At 44.7% G+C, this 17,360-nt stretch carries 14 protein-coding genes and 2 pseudogenes; 9 read left to right on the top strand and 7 right to left on the bottom strand.

Annotated features, from left to right (window positions below; genetic code table 11):
- The 4 genes and pseudogenes from AB6F11_RS18975 to AB6F11_RS18960 form a co-directional block, all read left to right on the top strand.
- Positions 1 to 710: CorA family divalent cation transporter (locus tag AB6F11_RS18975; RefSeq protein ID WP_372130511.1), on the top strand; the 710-nt coding region annotated here is incomplete at its 5' end.
- The gene (locus AB6F11_RS18970) at positions 710 to 1,285 is read left to right on the top strand and encodes a mechanosensitive ion channel family protein (RefSeq protein ID WP_017070158.1); all 576 of its coding nucleotides are present in this window, start codon (positions 710 to 712) and stop codon (positions 1,283 to 1,285) included. The genes AB6F11_RS18975 and AB6F11_RS18970, both read left to right, overlap by 1 nt.
- A gap of 18 nt (positions 1,286 to 1,303) precedes the next feature.
- Positions 1,304 to 1,503 (top strand): annotated as a pseudogene (locus AB6F11_RS18965) (AraC family transcriptional regulator); the annotation flags it as partial.
- A 134-nt stretch (positions 1,504 to 1,637) separates the two neighbouring features.
- The gene (locus AB6F11_RS18960; protein WP_104216442.1) at positions 1,638 to 2,270 is read left to right on the top strand and encodes a triacylglycerol lipase; all 633 of its coding nucleotides are present in this window, start codon (positions 1,638 to 1,640) and stop codon (positions 2,268 to 2,270) included.
- A gap of 151 nt (positions 2,271 to 2,421) precedes the next feature.
- On the opposite strand, the gene AB6F11_RS18955 is transcribed toward AB6F11_RS18960, so the two are convergent.
- A complete protein-coding gene (locus tag AB6F11_RS18955; RefSeq protein ID WP_102393786.1) occupies positions 2,422 to 3,396 on the bottom strand; it encodes an arginine deiminase-related protein in 975 nt (324 codons plus the stop codon).
- Positions 3,397 to 3,982: 586 nt separating this feature from the next.
- Between AB6F11_RS18955 and AB6F11_RS18950 the strand changes: the two genes are divergently transcribed.
- Both AB6F11_RS18950 and AB6F11_RS18945 read left to right on the top strand, forming a co-directional pair.
- Positions 3,983 to 5,833, top strand: coding sequence for an ABC transporter ATP-binding protein (locus AB6F11_RS18950; RefSeq protein ID WP_102393785.1), 1,851 nt, complete (start codon positions 3,983 to 3,985; stop codon positions 5,831 to 5,833).
- A 286-nt stretch (positions 5,834 to 6,119) separates the two neighbouring features.
- On the top strand, positions 6,120 to 6,824 hold the full coding sequence (locus tag AB6F11_RS18945; RefSeq protein ID WP_017065155.1) for a hypothetical protein: 705 nt from the start codon (positions 6,120 to 6,122) through the stop codon (positions 6,822 to 6,824).
- Between the two features lie 110 nt (positions 6,825 to 6,934).
- Here the strand turns inward: AB6F11_RS18945 and AB6F11_RS18940 are convergent, their stop codons facing one another.
- Positions 6,935 to 7,423: an Lrp/AsnC family transcriptional regulator gene (locus AB6F11_RS18940; protein ID WP_004732526.1), complete on the bottom strand. Its 489-nt coding sequence runs from the start codon at positions 7,421 to 7,423 to the stop codon at positions 6,935 to 6,937.
- A 278-nt stretch (positions 7,424 to 7,701) separates the two neighbouring features.
- Between AB6F11_RS18940 and AB6F11_RS18935 the strand changes: the two genes are divergently transcribed.
- Positions 7,702 to 7,872 (top strand): hypothetical protein, encoded by a 171-nt coding sequence (locus AB6F11_RS18935; protein WP_019823299.1) that lies wholly within the window; start codon positions 7,702 to 7,704, stop codon positions 7,870 to 7,872.
- A 638-nt stretch (positions 7,873 to 8,510) separates the two neighbouring features.
- On the opposite strand, the gene putP is transcribed toward AB6F11_RS18935, so the two are convergent.
- The 4 genes from putP to AB6F11_RS18915 all read right to left on the bottom strand — a co-directional run bounded on the left by putP (position 8,511) and on the right by AB6F11_RS18915 (position 15,045).
- A complete protein-coding gene (gene putP, locus AB6F11_RS18930) occupies positions 8,511 to 10,037 on the bottom strand; it encodes a sodium/proline symporter PutP (RefSeq protein WP_017061197.1) in 1,527 nt (508 codons plus the stop codon).
- A gap of 148 nt (positions 10,038 to 10,185) precedes the next feature.
- Positions 10,186 to 10,890, bottom strand: a complete 705-nt coding sequence (locus AB6F11_RS18925; RefSeq protein ID WP_017065152.1) for a 1-pyrroline-5-carboxylate dehydrogenase — start codon at positions 10,888 to 10,890, stop codon at positions 10,186 to 10,188.
- An 11-nt stretch (positions 10,891 to 10,901) separates the two neighbouring features.
- Positions 10,902 to 14,039, bottom strand: coding sequence for a bifunctional proline dehydrogenase/L-glutamate gamma-semialdehyde dehydrogenase PutA (gene putA, locus AB6F11_RS18920; protein WP_104216443.1), 3,138 nt, complete (start codon positions 14,037 to 14,039; stop codon positions 10,902 to 10,904).
- 181 nt (positions 14,040 to 14,220) lie between these two features.
- Complete coding sequence (locus AB6F11_RS18915) at positions 14,221 to 15,045, bottom strand: AraC family transcriptional regulator (protein ID WP_017061200.1); 825 nt, start codon at positions 15,043 to 15,045, stop codon at positions 14,221 to 14,223.
- A gap of 252 nt (positions 15,046 to 15,297) precedes the next feature.
- On the opposite strand from AB6F11_RS18915, the pseudogene AB6F11_RS18910 reads away from it, so the two are divergent.
- A pseudogene (locus AB6F11_RS18910) lies at positions 15,298 to 15,474 on the top strand (SUMF1/EgtB/PvdO family nonheme iron enzyme); the annotation flags it as partial.
- A gap of 364 nt (positions 15,475 to 15,838) precedes the next feature.
- Entirely contained in the window at positions 15,839 to 16,621 is a 783-nt protein-coding gene (locus tag AB6F11_RS18905; RefSeq protein ID WP_102393783.1) for a helix-turn-helix transcriptional regulator, read from the top strand.
- A 102-nt stretch (positions 16,622 to 16,723) separates the two neighbouring features.
- Here the strand turns inward: AB6F11_RS18905 and pdxH are convergent, their stop codons facing one another.
- Positions 16,724 to 17,359 (bottom strand): pyridoxamine 5'-phosphate oxidase, encoded by a 636-nt coding sequence (gene pdxH, locus AB6F11_RS18900; RefSeq protein ID WP_017061203.1) that lies wholly within the window; start codon positions 17,357 to 17,359, stop codon positions 16,724 to 16,726.
- Position 17,360 lies beyond the last annotated feature (1 nt).

Raw genomic sequence — 17,360 nt, 5'->3', positions numbered from 1 at the left:
CTTTGAAAAACAATATGTCGCTTAATGCGGTGTCCAGTCTAACTGGAGCAGATCATAGCCTACGCATCTTATGGTACAAAGGCACTTTAATATCGACACGTAAAGTTCCTTCAAAAGCGGTCAGTAATCTGATATCTGATCTCAAACAAAACCAAGGCCCTACATCATTACCTGATGTGTTGTTGGGCATGATCCGTGGAATCAACCACAGTATTTCAACCTTCCTAGCACCCGTCGAACTATTAATTGACGAGTTAGAATCTACATCCAATATCGACATAAGATCCATTAACGCTCTACATTCAAGGCTACTCAGACTAAGGCGTTATTTGAAGCCACAGAAATACGTTTTTGAAGATTTAATGAGTGACCTACCTGCGCCATTGAGTAAGCACAACAGTCATATAAAGAACAGCCTTGATACCATCCTGAGAATTAACGAGTCTGTTGAGTTTTACATCGAACAAATTAATGTATATTTAGCGAGCCTAAGTCAGCAACAAGCTGAAAAAATGAATAGAAATACGTACCTATTTTCTATCATTGCAGGTATTTTCCTCCCTGCTGGGTTTTTCACCGGTTTACTGGGTGTCAATATCGCTGGGATACCCGGAACAGATAACCCGATAGCATTTCCACTATTTTGCGTTGGGCTGCTCGTGGTCATAGCGGCAGAGGTCGTTATTTTGAAAAAATTGAGGTTTATTTAATGGTTGAGTTTTTGCAATCCAATATGTGGCTTAGACAAGTAGTTTTAGGTTTACTTCTTATCACTGTGTATTGGGTGATCAAACGCTTAGGTAAGAACTGGATAGAAACATTAGCGGAAAATAAACGTGTCGAATTGAAGCGAAAGCAGTTCGTGATTAAGTGTTTCAATATTGTTCTGTTTCTACTCTTCATCGCTGTGTTTACGATTGTTCTTAACTTGGGTTTTGGTGATATTTCTCTGTTCTTGTCTTCGATATTTGCGGTGCTGGGTGTCGCTTTATTCGCGCAATGGTCGATTCTAAGTAACCTCACAGCCAGCGTACTAATATTTTTCGTCTTCCCTTATCGCATTGGCGACAGAGTAAGAGTCGCGGAGAAAGACGAAGACATCAGCGGTGTGATCATCGATATCACCATGTTCCATGTTATTCTTCGACACAGTTCGGGCAACATTATCACCTACCCTAATAACCTGATCCTACAAAAAGGCGTAATCAAAGTTTTGGTTGAACCGGAAGCAAAAAGTGAAGCAGGTGATACTGAGCTAACCAAAACTGAAAATTCAGAATCATAAGATCTACTGGTGCCTTAGATATCGGCAAGTCAAACAGATAGACACAGCGAACTGATTCGTAAGATATTAAAAGAGCTTAGTTCGACATGGATTGCAAAACTTGGCGATAAAGGACATTAGAGAGAAGCTTCAATAAGGTAAAAAGTCTAACACCCAATACTTACGCCAAACAAGGCGGATTAACCATAGATGTGTATGGTGGAGTGAGATCTGACTAACCCACCCTTTCTCTATAACGAACGCTCTGTTTATAAAGTACACCTCTGTCTTTTGTGTCCCATTCGCAGCAAGTTTTATTGAGTTTAGATTTGCGACTAAATATACTGGGGACATCATCAGACGGAGGACAAAAATGAATAATAAAAACAAACATATAGTTTTAATTCATGGTCTATATATGCCTGCGTTGATCATGCAATATCTGGATAGAAACTTCAAAAAGCGCGGCTTTACAACGCACAAATTTGCCTACAACTCGCTGCGTTTTCCTTCAGCAGCCAAACGCCTCAATCGCTTCGTGAATGCTCGCTTTAATGAGTACGATGAGGTCTATTTCTTTGGTCATTCACTCGGTGGCTTACTCATTCGTCACTACTTTAAGTTTTATCAGCCCAATTTTGCCGACACCTGCATTATTACCGCAGGTACGCCGCACAATGGGGCAACCATAGCCAAAACGCTTTCGAATCATGGTCTTGGATTTATATTTGGTTCGAGCAAAATGATCTTAAGTGATGGCTTGGGTGACTACGATATTGATGTGCCGATTGGCGTGATTACAGGCACCTACGACGCCGGAGTTGGACGTATTGTACTGGGGAAAAACCCGGGCGATGGCACAGTCACACTCGAAGACGCCAACCTGAAAGGAGCAACGGATACTTACGCCCTCAAACTCAACCACACGGCGCTTGTCTACTCCAAAGAAGTCGTAACACTGTCGGCTCAGTTCATCGAACACAGAGCTTTTAAGGACGCTTCATAGCTTATTTCCATTAGCTTTTGCGCGTTGACTCCTGTATCGAGCTCTGTTCTCTTATATGTGAAAGACAAAAACAAAAATACCACTCTGCGATAAGAGTGGTATTCAAAGATTCATTACTGAAAGTGAGTGCTTGTTATACTTTCTATACTTGTTACAAGCGATTAACTCGTGTTGGTAGGAACACCTCACCCAACATGCATCGCACCGAACCACCGCCAATGTCTTCAATCGTTTTCACGTTAAATGGCAGCAGTTTTCCATGCGTCGAAAGCTGAGCTAGTTGGGCTGGAGAAAACGCATCGTAAGCCGATTGAGACATCGCGATCACCTTGTCGCCATTCACGGTTTCAAGCTGCAGGATGTTGCCACAGAAACGGTTCATCTGATCAATTGAGATAGAGATAACCTGCTTATCTTTAGCAAGCGACTTCACCACAAAGCGGCGTTCAAACTCAGGAATCACTTCATCACAGATCACGCAGAAGTTATCGCCAATCGCCATCATCACATTGGTATGGTAAATCGGTTGGCCAGACGGTAATGCCGTTTGGAACGAGACCACGCGAGAATAACCAATGCGCTTCGCATAATCTTCTAACACTTCGCGGTCACAACGCTGAGAAAGCGCAGCGTAGATGGTCTTGTTGATATGGTCGATAACCATCACGCCCGTGCTCTCTAGATAAGAACCTTGCGCGATGTAAGACTCTAGAGACTCGCTATGGTTAACAATGCGACCCGACGCTTCTAACGCTTCAATAAGAGCATTTGGCTTAACTTCATTCTGACGGTTTTCACACGCCATAGGGAACGTGAATAAGCTTCCATCACTACAGGTACTGAACCAGTTGTTTGGGAAAACAGCATCCGGAGTTTCAACGCCCAATTCTGGGTAATCAAACTCTACAACTTGCACACCTTCTTTACGCAACGAAGCGACCATCGCCTTAAACTCAGCCATGGTTTCTAATTTTACCTCGGCTTCGGTCAGGTTTACTCTGTGCTGAAACTCATTATCTTGTGCCGTTTCTTCATTAAATTTAAATTCTTTTGGCGGCACCATAACAACGCAATTGGCGTTTTGAACATTAGTAATGTGAAGTGATTTTTTGTGTAGGTTTAACATCTCAACCGTCCCTATCTTTTATTTACCTCAGAATTGTAAACAACTTGTTACGACAAGATTCACTGAAAAGAATAATGATTTGAATATTTATCCCAAACAATTCCTGCAAAAGTCAGTTTATTCGGTAATTTTTACTGCAAGATAACAGCACATCAGAAAGAACCAACTGTATGCATATTCGTTAAGTCACTTTATGGATAAATATTCTGATTCCATTTTCTCGCCCATCACGAGTTTTGATTACAATTCAATCCATTTAACGTTAGGATTATCACCGTTGCATAACAATCAATTACGTTTGAAATAAGCTTAACTTTTCCTGTCTAATTCAATCTAAAATAAGCGTCATGAAAGACACTCTTTGGACCTTTCCTGCATCGCTTAGACAAAGTTTTAGTGTTTTAAAGCCAAGTGCCTAAATAGGCGCTAGAACAAAATCCATCGAATGATTTAATACTGATAAGAACCCATGGGCGCTTATATAATTTCAAACTAAGACAGTTAAATTTCAAATCAAGACTATAAAAACAAAGCTGCACCAACGATGCAGTCGCTTATAGATGCACTAGTTTATAAAGGGAAATCTATGTACAAGAAATTTGAAGGCTTTACTGAAGCCTTTCCAAAGGGAGAGCCGATACAACCTCCTACTGGCATACTGGCATTCTGCCGCCATTACACTCGAGGTTTCGAAAAACCATTGATTTTGCTCGGGTTGATGAGCATGACCATCGCGATCATCGAAGTCGCGCTGTTCGGTTACATGGGGCAATTGGTCGACTGGCTATCAACAAGCAACCCAGACACTTTCTTAGCAGACAACGAATCGACATTGATGGGGCTCGGTATTCTGCTGTTGGTTGTGATGCCAATCTTGATCAGTGTTTACTCGCTATTGCTTCACCAAACTTTGCTGGGCAACTACCCAATGTCGATTCGTTGGTTAGCACACCGCTACCTTTTGAAGCAAAGCCTGTCCTTCTATCAAGATGACTTCGCCGGACGTGTCGCGACCAAAGTGATGCAAACCTCGCTTGCAGTGCGCGAAACTGTGACCAAGATGGTCGATGTGTTTGTCTACGTGACGGTTTACTTCACGGCGATGCTGTTCATGCTTGCTGAATCAGATTGGCGCTTGATGGCTCCGATGCTGATTTGGCTATTCGTTTACATCGGTATTCAACTGCACTTCGTGCCAAAGCTAAAAGACGTGTCTTCAGAGCAAGCGGATGCGCGATCGTTAATGACAGGTCGTATTGTCGATAGTTACACCAACATCGCGACGGTGAAATTGTTCTCACACAGTAAAAGAGAAACCGAATACGCCGAAGAAGGCATGGAAGGCTTCCTAGATACTGTGCACCGCCAAATGCGCTTGGTAACCGGCTTCAACATCTGCGTGGAATTCGCTAACTATCTATTGGTGTTCAGCATTGCGGGTATCTCTATCTACCTATGGCTAGATAGCGCAATCACCGTGGGTGCAATCGCGATTGCGGTCAGCTTGGCTCTGCGTATTAACGGCATGTCGAAATGGATCATGTGGGAAATTGGTGGTCTGTTTGAGAACCTTGGTACCGTGATTGACGGCATTAAAACTCTGTCTAAGCCTATTGCTATTGAAGACAAGAAAGACGCGAAGCCTCTGGAGGTTCCACAAGGCGGTATCAACTTCGACAATGTAAGCTTTAACTACGGTGAGAATAAGGGGGTGATCAACAACCTAAACCTCAACATCAAACCGGGTGAAAAAGTGGGTTTGGTTGGCCGTTCAGGTGCAGGTAAATCGACCCTAGTTAACTTACTACTGCGTTTCCACGATGTAGAAAGTGGTCGCATCCTGATTGATGACCAAGAGATCTCGAGCGTTACTCAAGATTCTCTGCGTAGCAACATAGGTATGGTGACCCAAGATACCTCACTGCTGCACCGTTCGATCAAAGACAACATTCTTTACGGTCGACCAGAGGCATCAGACGAAGAAGTATACGCGGCAACTAAACAAGCACACGCGCATGAGTTTATCGAAACGCTAACCGACCCGTTTGGCAACATTGGTTACGATGCTCAAGTAGGTGAACGTGGCGTTAAGCTTTCTGGTGGTCAGCGTCAACGTGTCGCTATCTCACGTGTTCTTTTGAAAAATGCACCACTATTGGTTCTCGATGAAGCAACTTCTGCACTCGATTCTGAGGTAGAAGCGGCCATCCAAGAGAGCTTAATTGAGCTAATGGAAGGCAAAACGGTTATTGCGATTGCACACCGCCTGTCGACCATTGCAGCGATGGATCGCCTGATCGTGCTTGATGCCGGCAATATCGTAGAAGAAGGCACGCACCAAGAGCTGATTAACCAGAATGGTATTTATGCGCAGCTATGGAATCACCAGACTGGTGGCTTCATTGCCGATGATCTTGAGCAAGCTACGAACGCTTAAATTTTGTGCTATTTTAAAAGTGCGATGTGATTCACACCAATTTGTTAATTAACGGTAAATTACATATAGCAGAATGTTATGTTGTAATTATATAATGACATTAACACCAAAGACGCCTCGCTTGCGCGTTCTGGAATAAGGCTAGACTTCGGGGGGAGGCTAGCCTTTTTTATGCCTGCTATTTGGTGCTCTTTACTACCTGCCAAATAAACTTCATCGATCCTTTTGTTTTTTTCTTGGCGTTTTTTTCTTAAAATGCGCGCAATATTCTTTCTAGAGATCAACCATGAACAAAAGTGTCTTAACTAACGTTATTGCGTTAGCACTGCTTGCTGGCGGCTATGCGACAGCAAACCAATACTTGCTTTACGCAGGCCTATTCGCCTTTTCTGGTGCCATCACCAACTGGCTTGCGATTCACATGTTGTTCGAGAAAGTACCCGGCCTATACGGTTCTGGAGTGATTCCAGCGCGCTTTGAAGAGTTCAAGGCAGCCATCAAGCAACTGATGATGGAGCAATTCTTTACAGAAAGTAACATCGACCGCTTCCTAAGCAGCGAGATGACAGGAAAGTCGCTCAATCTAGAGCCTGTGATTCAGAAGATCGACTTTAACCCTGCATTCGACTCACTGGTGCATGTTATCGAGAACTCTCAGTTTGGCGGTATGTTGGCAATGTTTGGTGGCACAGAAGCACTAGAGCCAATGAAAGCGCCGTTTGTTGAGAAGATGCAAGAATCTGTGATTGAAATCAGCAAGAGTGATTCTGTAAAAAATGCCATCAAAGACGAGCTAGAATCGCCTGCGATGATGGATGAAATCAAAGAAAACATTGAGGCGATCATCGATCAGCGCTTGAATGAACTAACACCTAAGCTGGTTAAAGAGATGGTTCAGACCATGATCAAGAAACACCTTGGCTGGCTTGTGGTTTGGGGCGGTGTATTCGGTGGTGTGATTGGCTTAATCTCTGCGGCCATTACGCTGTAAGCCGAACAAGTTTACCGGATTGCTCTTTATCTGACGCTCAACAAAAAATGGAAGCTTATTAGCTTCCATTTTTTATATCTAAATCACCTTGGTAAGGCGAAAGCAGGCCACTATTTTAGAGTTGCCAACAACTCAGGGTTCACGCCGAAGCCCTTTTTATGCTCTTCAATCACCACTTCACTGCGTGTCTGAATCACACCAGGTAGAGTACCCAACTTCGTTGCCATAAACGCTTGGTACGCCTTCATGTCTTTTACTCGAACCTTGATCATGGTGTCAAAGTCACCCGACAGTGAGTAGCACTCTTCCACCTCAGGCATCATTTCTACCGCTTGGGCAAATTTGTCGAAGATCGAAAAGCTAGTCTGGTCGAGACGAATATGGATAAAGACTTGAACATCGAGTCCCAGCTTTTCTGAACAAAGCTCAGCATGATAGCCCGTGATGTAGCCCTCTTTCTCCAATCGCTTGAGTCTATCAGAGCAAGGAGACGTCGTAAGGTTGACCTGTTTTGCCAGTTCAACAACAGGTAAACGCCCTTTCATATGCAGAATTCTTAGTATCTCTTTATCGATACGATCGAGCTGATGCTGAGACATAACATTCCTTAAACATTCTAAATTCCGCTCAGTATATTCCATACCAAGTGCAATCGAAGAAAACCTCGCTCACACATTTAAAAACTAAATGCACGGATGATATTCACGCCAAATATAAATACATACAAATAGATAAGAGTCCTTATAAATCAAACTCTAGTTGTTAACAAATTATTATAGAAATGACCCGATTAACAAATAAGTTGAGCCGGAAACGAAAGAAAGGATATAGACCAAAGTGAATAATATAATTATCAAAGAGAAAGGATGACTCTATTATGAAAACACAAGAACTCGCATATAAACCTTACGGTATTGGTTCATGGACACACGTAACGGTATCAAAAGATGTTGCTCAGGCACTAGCAAATGAGTACTCAAACTACGGTTGGGATGTGAAAATTGATGGCGACGCCATTGATGCTGAGCTAGCACTCAAAGCCGCATAGAAACGCAAAAACCTCCTAAAACGGAGGTTTTTTGATCTAAGTTAGTGAGCGCTTACTGTAAGTTAAGCTAAACCAACTTGGGGCACAGTACTTCCTGTTTCGCAACGGCAGTTACACGTGCGGCAGAAGTGCTGAGTTTCCATATCGTAATACAGATTTCCACTAAATAGCTTTGATGTCCATTGCATCATACGGCCAGAAGTTGTCTCGGGCTCTGACTCACAACGTTTCATTATAGACTTATGTAGTGTTGTTTTTTTACATCCTTTGCAATAGAGATCAGGCATACCTTTGTCCTATAGGTCTTTAGTGGTTACTGACAATTGACACATCATGTCCAATTCAGTTCAACAATTCACCGAGCTAATCACAAAAGTGAGCGCCAAGTTCAAAAAATAGCCATTTTTCTATTTTATTTTTTGACATCAAACGCCACCAACAAGACAGACCTTTCATTTCTCGCTCAAGATCCTTCGCTTTCGATTTACATTGTAAACCCCCATTTCAATATCAGAAAACCTCGAATAAACTTAATTTGAAATAAGACAAAGGTCGTACTCACATAAAAAAATAGAGCCACCGAAGTGACTCTATTGTTCATGTCTTTTGCTAATTCATTGGTATTTTTACAATGTAAATTAGTCTAGCTCAACGAGGTTCTTCTCGAACTCAGCGTGTTGCTTCTTAACTTCGTCTTCAGGCTCGCCCGTAATTAGGCTCACGATAACGATAGAAAGAGTCGATAGGATGATTCCCGGTACGATTTCGTACACATCGAACCAACCGCCCGTGAACTGCTTCCAAAGAACAATCGTAACACCACCAACCACGATACCCGCGAGAGCGCCGTTACGGTTCATACGAGACCAGTACAGGCTCAATACAATAGCTGGGCCGAATGCAGCACCAAAACCAGCCCATGCGTAAGACACAAGGCCAAGTACTGAACTGTCTGGCGTCATCGCTAGCACAAGTGCAATTAGAGAGATTAGGATTACCGCGAAGCGGCCTACACGAACGATCTCTTCAGACGTCGCATCTTTCTTAAGTACTTGCTTGTATAGATCTTCTGCCATCGCAGATGAAGAAACAAGAAGTTGTGAATCCGCAGTACTCATGATTGCCGCTAGGATTGCAGCAAGTAAGATACCTGCGATTACTGGGTGGAACATTGCGTTAACAAGAAGCATGAAGATCTTCTCGCCATCGTCTAGTTTAGGCGCGCCGGAGTTAGTCACGTAGATTAGACCAACCAGACCTACTAGCATTGCACCAACCATAGACAGAGCAGACCATACCACCGCGATACGACGCGCTGTTGTTAGGTCTTTGTTGCTACGTGTTGCTTTGAAACGAGCAAGGATGTGTGGCTGACCGAAGTAACCCAAGCCCCATGCCGCTAGCGAGATGATCGCGATAGCAGAAAGTGGCTCACCTTTCACATCATTCCATAGCGTGAGAAGCTCTGGGTTGATGTTGTGAAGATCAGTCGATAGCTGACCAAGACCACCGTTCATCGCTGCGATTGGTACAATCAATAGCGCAGCAGACATCAGCAGACCTTGAACCAAATCCGTCCAAGATACCGCAAGGAAACCACCAAATAGCGTGTAAGAAACCACACATACTGTACCGATGATTACCGCTGTTGTGTAATCTAGGCCGAATACTGTTTCAAACAATTTACCACCTGCTACCAAGCCAGAACTTGTGTAGAAAAGGAAGAATAAAAGGATAAAGAAAGCAGAAATTGTTTGGATCAGCTTAGAATTATCATTGAAACGACGAGATAGGAACTCAGGTAGCGTCAGTGACTCTGTTGTAATGCTGTAAGTACGCAGACGCTTAGCACTGATTAACCAGTTCGCCCAAGTACCAACTAGCAGGCCACCAGCAAGCCAGAATGCTTCAAAACCAGCAGCATAAGCGTAACCCGGTAGACCAAGTAGTAGCCAACCACTCATGTCTGATGCACCAGCAGAAAGTGCAGCAGGCCATGGGCCTAGCGAACGACCACCTAGGAAGTAGTCTGTCGAGCTAGAAGTACGTTTGTAAGCAATAACACCGATTGCCAGCATCATAATTAGATACGCAATGAACGTCGTCGTTATTGCAAAACTGTTTTCTATCATTTGATAGTCCTCATTTTGTAGAAAGCCTTCCATGCCTAATTCAATGCAAGACACTCACCGTAAAGGCAAGCGAGTGCATTGAGTTAGATATTGAGGCTCCAAGGCACTATGAGTTAAATCCAAAGATGGTGAAACCAACAATGGAGAAAACAAAAGTGCTTAGAGCCAATGTTACTGAAGGTTAGTGAGCTTCGCTTCCAAGTTCGAGCAAGGTCGCGTTACCGCCCACGGCTGTTATATTTATAGTTCGCGTACGCTCGGTAATGAAACGCAGCGATAAGTGTGGATCGTGAGCAACATGCATTGCTGTCAGATCCGTTTCAGCTACTAAACTGACGATGGCACCGTCACGCTTAGCAAGTTGTAAATTGATAGCTTGAGCCGTTTGTGAGTTACCTACGTAACCTGCGCTACGTACATCGCAAGACAGCAGCTGTTGAGCCGCGTCGTACGAAGCAACCTGCACCAAGTTAGTCGGTAAATTCGCTTGTTTCGCTGCATCAGCGATCAAGGTGTTGAATTGCACGTCATCACTGCACAATTGCACGCTGTTACCCGCTAATAGTGCTGCGGTAATCATCGCGGTTGCTGTTTGCAGTGCTGGCTCTTTGTCTTGGCAATCATCAACAATCACCAAAGCCACACCACGTCCTGCAGCATACAGCTCGTTTGTTTCACCAGTCGGGCCAGCCATTAGGTGCTGCTCAGAAAGCAGCGCAGAGGCTTGCTCTAGGTGATAAGTTGCCACTGCCGCCAAAGACGTAGATTGGCTTTCGATCTCTGATTTGAATGCAAGTACCTGAGCACTCTTATGATCAAAGTCGGTAAGATTCCATTGTTCCCACGCTAACAAAGCATCAGAAAAACCTGTCACTTGATGAACCATGATACTGCTCCTTATGCCTTGTCTTGTGATTGAGAAAAATGAACATCAGTAAAGCGGTATAGGTAGTGAGGACCACCCGCTTTAGGGCCAGTACCCGACAAGCCTTGACCACCAAATGGTTGTACACCAACAACAGCGCCCACTTGGTCACGGTTGATGTAGCAGTTACCCACACGAATGTGTTTCTCGATCCAACGGTAAGTTGTTTCGTTACGGCTGTGGATACCCATAGTTAGACCAAAACCGGTTTGGTTAATTTGGTCTACTACTTGTGTCAACTCACTCGCTTTGAAGCGAACGATATGCAGTACAGGACCAAACTGCTCTTCTTTCAAACAGCTGATGTCATCGATTTCAAATGCACTTGGTGGAACAAAGTCACCATGTTCACAATCCGCTCCTAGAGAAAGTTGAGCCACTTTCTTCTGGGTCTTAGTCATATTTTCTAGGTGCGTCATCAACTTCTGCTTCGCGTTTTGGTCGATAACTGGGCCCACATCCGTTTTATGAAGATGTGGAATACCAACGCTTAGCTCATCCATCGCACCGTGAATTAGTCCAATCACGCGATCTGCAATGTCTTCTTGAATGTAAAGCACACGTAGCGCAGAACAACGTTGACCTGCAGAAGCGAATGCCGAACGAATAACATCACGGACTACCTGTTCAGGCAGTGCGGTACTGTCGACGATCATCGCATTCTGACCACCGGTTTCCGCGATAAACGGAACAGGCTTAGCGTTACGACTCGCCAATGACACGTTGATACGTTGTGCTGTTGGTGTTGACCCCGTAAAGGCAACGCCAGCAATTGCATCATGACTGGTTAGCGCACTGCCGATCTCAGCGCCACGACCCGGTAGTAACTGAATCGTGCCAGCAGGGAAACCCGCTTCATTCATCAATTCCACTGCGCGAGCTGCAATTAAGCTTGTTTGCTCTGCAGGTTTCGCCACAACCGTGTTACCCGCCACTAGTGCAGCTGTAATTTGGCCAAGGAAGATCGCCAATGGGAAGTTCCAAGGGCTGATACAAACGAATACACCACGACCTTGTCGCGAAGCGATTCGAGTTAGACCATCAAAGCCTTTTAGCTCAAAACCTTGTAGGTTGTTCGCTTGTTTTGCGTAGTAACGACAGAAGTCGACCGCTTCACGCACTTCATCAATGCTGTCGTGAATTGTCTTACCCGCTTCTTGATGACAAATTGCCACCAGCTCAGCCAGGTTTTCTTCCATCAGATCCGCCAACTTCTCAAGCGCAGCGGCTTTGGTTTCAACCGATGTTGCGTTCCAATCAGCGAATGCAGCGTCTGCACCAGTGATCGCTGCGGAAACATGATCAAGGTTTGCAAAAGCCACCTGACCCACGCTAATACGACGATCGTAAGGTGCTGTTACTTGTTCAACATTCTGATCAGCCTTGATCATGCTTTCGGCAAGAGATTCGCCGTTGATCACAGGTCCAGCAGTCCATTGATTGTTCAAAAAGCCTTTTACTTGCTCTTCAAACTGATGCGCTTCGCTCTCGATATCAATGTTCACACCGTATGAGTTCTTACGCTCAGGGAATACCGCTGGCGGCAGAGGAATCTTAGTGTTGTTCAACGTATCGAATGCCAAAAGCATGTCGACTGGATGCTGTGTTAGCTCTGCTACAGGGCAACGAGCATCAACCAAACGGTGTACAAACGAGCTGTTTGCACCATTCTCTAACAGACGACGTACTAGGTATGGCAGTAGATCTTTATGGCTACCAACTGGCGCGTAAATACGTACCGACTGTTGGTAAGCTTCCATTGCATGGTTGTAAAGTGAATCACCCATGCCGTGTAAGCGTTGGAATTCAAAGTCTTTATGGTCGGTCATCACTGCAATAGCGGAAACCGTATGAGCATTGTGGCTAGCAAACTGCGGGAAGATATTGCCACGAACACTTGGGCTCAATAGATAACGCGCACACGCTAGGTAGGCTACATCAGTCGCTTCTTTGCGAGTGTAAACAGGGTAGTTATCGAAACCAGCTTGTTGTGACCATTTGATCTCACTATCCCAGTAAGCACCTTTAACTAGGCGAAGTGGGATTAAGTCACCCTGCTCTTTTGCTAGGCGGTTTAGCCAAACTAGAACCGGTAACGCACGCTTTGAATACGCTTGAATAACCAGACCAAACTTGCCCCAGCCTTTCACTAGCTCGCTGCGATACAGTTTTTCGAATAACTTAAGCGAAAGCTCTAGGCGATCCGCTTCTTCTGCATCAATCGTGATCGCAACATCAAGCTCAATCGCACGGCGCAGTAACTGCTCTAGCGTGTCGCATAGCTCTGTCAGTACGCGGTCTTCATTCGCCACTTCATAACGTGGGTGAAGCGCAGAAAGCTTGATAGAAACAGACGGTGCTGGGCTAGATTTTGAAGAGACGTATGTGTCTCGACCTACGGCTTCAATCGCCATTAGGTAATCTTTGAAGTATTTGTTTGCGTCAGCAGTGGTCAGTGCTGCTTCACCTAGCATGTCGTATGAGTAGGTAAAGCCTTTGTCGCGCATCGACTTACCGTTCTTTTGCGCTTCAGCAATGCTGCGGCCAAGAACAAATTGGTGACCCATCACTTTCATCGCTTGGTGCATCGCTTTACGAATTACCGGCTCAGAAAGCTTGTTCACTAAACGGTTAACCGCTTGTCCAGCACTCTGCTCGTTCGATGAAAGTCCAACCACCTTGCCTGTTAGCATTAGGCCCCAAGTTGATGCGTTAACAAAAACCGAGTCAGAATTCTTCAGGTGAGATTTCCAATCCGCAACGCTAAGTTTGTCGCGAATCAACGCATCAGCGGTTGCCGAATCAGGAATACGCATCAAGGCTTCCGCCAGACACATTAGCAAGATGCCCTCTTGAGTATCTAAGCTGTATTCAAGCAACAAGGCGTCGATCATCTGAATAGATGTTTTATCCGCACGGATAGACTCAATCAACGACGTCGTTTTGTCTGTAATTTGCTGCTTTTCAGACTCAGAAGGGGTAGCTAGCGGCAGAAGTTGCTCTAGCCATTGGGTTTCATCCACCATATATAATGGTGAGATAAGCGTCCAAAGATCAGCAAGCGACTGCTCATTGAATTCTGGCTTTAACACATCAGTAGCTGTAAACATGCGTTTTCCTTAATCTCACACCCGGAATTAGCCCGGGATCTCTACAATGGCTGCAGTGTATTTAGAGTATATAAGGATTACTTGTCAAAAACTCCGAGTTTTTTGCTAAAAACTCGCTTTATTAACAAAACAAACACAACGTCACATATGAAACTTTAAAATAATATGCCGTTTTGTTTCACTATTTAACAGAAATTTTCTTTTTGTATTGGGATGGAGACATGCCTTGAAGGCGTGAAAAGGTGTGAGTAAAAGAGGATTGACCGGAGAAACCAGCCAGTTCTGCGACCTGACCAAGGCTAAGGTTACCCTGTTCAATTAAACGGCGAGAACGATCGATACGCTTACCAAGAACATACTGGTGAGGGGTAATGCCCATTTGCTCTTTGAACAGCATATGGAACTGGCTTTCGCCCAAGAACACGCTGCCCGCAAGCTGAGCGACAGAGATCTTATTCGCGAGGTGTTGCTCGATGTAGCGATCCAGTGCTTCAAGATCAAAACGCGAGTCTTTAATTGAGGTTTCAAATGCCGATATGTGCCTTTGCATCAGAGCGATCACCGTGTCATTGCAGGCACGGCTTAACAATAGATCATCCGGGCTCGCCTGCATTTCTTGCACCAACATATGGATAAGCTTTTGAATTTGCGCGTCTAATTGGAAGTAGACGTTCGATGATTCTAACTGGTTAATCTTCTCTAACATTAGAGGGTCATCATCGGTTGGCACAGGCATATTGAGCACTAGGATATCCGACTGACCAACCACCCCACCGAAAGCATGATCAGAGCTCGCTGTTACCACACAACCTTGACCCGGCCCGATAAGATTACCTTTACCGCAAACTTCAAATTCCGCCTGACCATTTAAACCAATCACGACTTGCGAATAGTGGTGATCGTGACAATCCATATGCGAAGGCAAAGTAATGATCTCCGCAGGGCGAGGGCCAGTAAGGCCTAGCGGGGACAAGTCTAGGTTTGGAAAGGGTAAAGGTTTTGGCATGACAGCAAAGTACTCAGATCGACATAGTGAGAATAATACTCTGAAATCTGCACAAGATGAATTTGTAAATGATCATGAGAGTCATTTCCTCACCATAAACAGAAGATCATTACCGCGATCATCTTGATCATGCCTCCGGAAAGATGATCAAGAGCGTACAAACTACGGGCATTGTAAAACCAATCGTTCCGGCGAATTTAGGGGCTTCACAAGCAATCACACGAACACGAACACGAACACGAAAAACATTTTACAGGCTTCTACGACATGGTGGGTAATGTATGGGAATGGACAACCGTTCAGAAAGGCCTAGCGAAAGGTGGCGCGTGAAGCTTCTCTCCTGAAGAAGCAAAAGTGTTTAACGAACTGTACGTACCGCCTTCAACGGCAGCGAACTATCTAGGATTCCGAGTAGTACGAGAGCTGTAGGCTCCCAGTCATAGGCTCAGAACCCCAAATATTTACTCTAGGTTCTCAATTATCACATTGAGCAACATTTATAGGGGAATTCCCCCCTTATGCATAAGCACTCCTAGGAGTAGATTCGTCGATAGAGTAGTAAGTCACTCTGGGTATCAAATTGATGCCTCAGTTTAATTTACCTGACCCTCGTAAATTAGACTGAAAATCTTCTACATGTCGACAAGGCATATCTTGTCTTTAGCCAGCCCCTCTTCAGGCTGGCTTTTTTTTGCCTGATTATCACCCTTTATGCCCATCGATTCTCCGTGATTGACACAGTTAATCAACAGTCCGTTTAACTGTCAGTCACCCCTTATTTTTCGTACTCTAATTGCCATTGCAGCGCTATAAGAAACTGATATCATTTCCATACCTCAGATTACGAGATAAAACCTTGCCAGATCCACTCAACTCCATACATCGTTCTTTATTCGAACAACTTCCAGGCTGCTGGGGCTGCAAAGATACTGACTCGGTCTTCGTGTACGCCAATCTCGCTTACAACCAATTGATTGGCTTACAACCCAATGAGACTTGTACTGGCTTGACCGACTTCGACATGCCCAGTCAAACCACTGAGTGCGCACAAGATTTCAGAGCTCAAGACAAACATGTGATGGATACACGCAGTACCCTTAAGATTCTCGATATTCACCCCTATCCAGACGGACGCTGGCACGCCCATATCTTTACTAAAACACCATGGCTTGATGACGACGACAACGTCCAAGGCACCATCTTCTATGGCCAAGAGCTTACTGATACCGCGATCTTAGAGGTCGGTCATTGGGTTTGTCAGGCCACAGGAACAAAAGGCGATCAGGCATCGCTTGCGGGGTCAGAGCCGCGCGTGTCTAAGCTGCAAAAGCGGCTGACTTCGAGAGAATCAGAGGTACTGTTCTTACTGCTTTTCGGCAAGAAACCACAGTACATCGCGTCGACGTTAAACATTTCAATCAAAACGGTCGAAGGTCATGTCGCCAGATTGAAACAGAAGTTTGATGCACGCAGTAAAAGCCAATTGATTGAGTATGCGTTGGATTCAGGATTGGGCTCAGTGATCCCAGAAACTCTGCTCAAAAAACAGATCTCCGTTGTTCTGCACAGTAACTGATTGACTGTTCATCTGAAAATGCAGACAAAAAAATGCCGTTGATTTGATAAGTCTAATCAACGGCATTTTTAGATCTGTTAAGCAGCTAAGCGATCAAAAAGCCTAAGGCGCTAGGCGATCAATATCCCAACTGTTGTCTTGGCGAGAGAACAAGAAACGGTCGTGCAAGCGGTGTTCACCACCTTGCCAAAACTCAATGCTATCTACACGTACACGGAAACCACCCCAGAAAGAAGGCACGGGAATCTCGCCTTTGGCAAACTTCTGTTTAAGCTCTAGATACTTACCTTCTAAAATCCCACGCGCTGAGATGCGGCTACTCTGCTTACTTGCAATCGCGGCCAATTGGCTCTCTTTTGGACGTGACGAGAAGTACTTCATATTTTCCATAGCCGTTAGCTTTTCAGCCGTGCCCGTAATATGAACTTGTCGCTCAAGTGGATGCCAAGGAAAGTGCAAACTGATTTTGCTGTTGTGCTCAAGCTGGTGCGCTTTACGGCTACCTAGGTTAGTGTAAAAAACGAAACCGTCTTTATCCACATTCTTCAGCAGAACAATGCGTTGGAATGGCTGACCATTTTCATCAACCGTAGCAACTGTCATGGCAGTAGGGTCCGTCAACTTCGCTTCAATGGCTTGCTCTAGCCATAAATTGAATTGCTCAATCGGGTCTGCGGCCAAGTCTTTACGTCTCAATCCACCCTTAGCGTATTCGCGACGAATATCTGTCAGTTCCATT

Origin of the sequence: Vibrio sp. 10N.247.311.14, from assembly GCF_041467715.1 — a bacterium.
GTDB classification, from domain to species: Bacteria; Pseudomonadota; Gammaproteobacteria; order Enterobacterales; family Vibrionaceae; genus Vibrio; species Vibrio crassostreae_C.
Note: the sequence above shows the minus strand (reverse complement) of the source record. Positions and strands in the feature narration are given on the sequence as shown.

Bases quoted from the DNA above. Each gene is read 5' to 3' on its own strand.
- AB6F11_RS18970 (WP_017070158.1), top strand. From the start codon at position 710: ATGGTTGAGTTTTTGCAATCCAATATGTGGCTTAGACAAGTAGTTTTA.
- AB6F11_RS18960 (WP_104216442.1), top strand. From the start codon at position 1,638: ATGAATAATAAAAACAAACATATAGTTTTAATTCATGGTCTATATATG.
- AB6F11_RS18955 (WP_102393786.1), bottom strand. From the start codon at position 3,396: ATGTTAAACCTACACAAAAAATCACTTCACATTACTAATGTTCAAAAC.
- AB6F11_RS18950 (WP_102393785.1), top strand. From the start codon at position 3,983: ATGTACAAGAAATTTGAAGGCTTTACTGAAGCCTTTCCAAAGGGAGAG.
- AB6F11_RS18945 (WP_017065155.1), top strand. From the start codon at position 6,120: ATGAACAAAAGTGTCTTAACTAACGTTATTGCGTTAGCACTGCTTGCT.
- AB6F11_RS18940 (WP_004732526.1), bottom strand. From the start codon at position 7,423: ATGTCTCAGCATCAGCTCGATCGTATCGATAAAGAGATACTAAGAATT.
- AB6F11_RS18935 (WP_019823299.1), top strand. From the start codon at position 7,702: ATGAAAACACAAGAACTCGCATATAAACCTTACGGTATTGGTTCATGG.
- putP (WP_017061197.1), bottom strand. From the start codon at position 10,037: ATGGAAGGCTTTCTACAAAATGAGGACTATCAAATGATAGAAAACAGT.
- AB6F11_RS18925 (WP_017065152.1), bottom strand. From the start codon at position 10,890: ATGGTTCATCAAGTGACAGGTTTTTCTGATGCTTTGTTAGCGTGGGAA.
- putA (WP_104216443.1), bottom strand. From the start codon at position 14,039: ATGTTTACAGCTACTGATGTGTTAAAGCCAGAATTCAATGAGCAGTCG.
- AB6F11_RS18915 (WP_017061200.1), bottom strand. From the start codon at position 15,045: ATGCCAAAACCTTTACCCTTTCCAAACCTAGACTTGTCCCCGCTAGGC.
- pdxH (WP_017061203.1), bottom strand. From the start codon at position 17,359: ATGGAACTGACAGATATTCGTCGCGAATACGCTAAGGGTGGATTGAGA.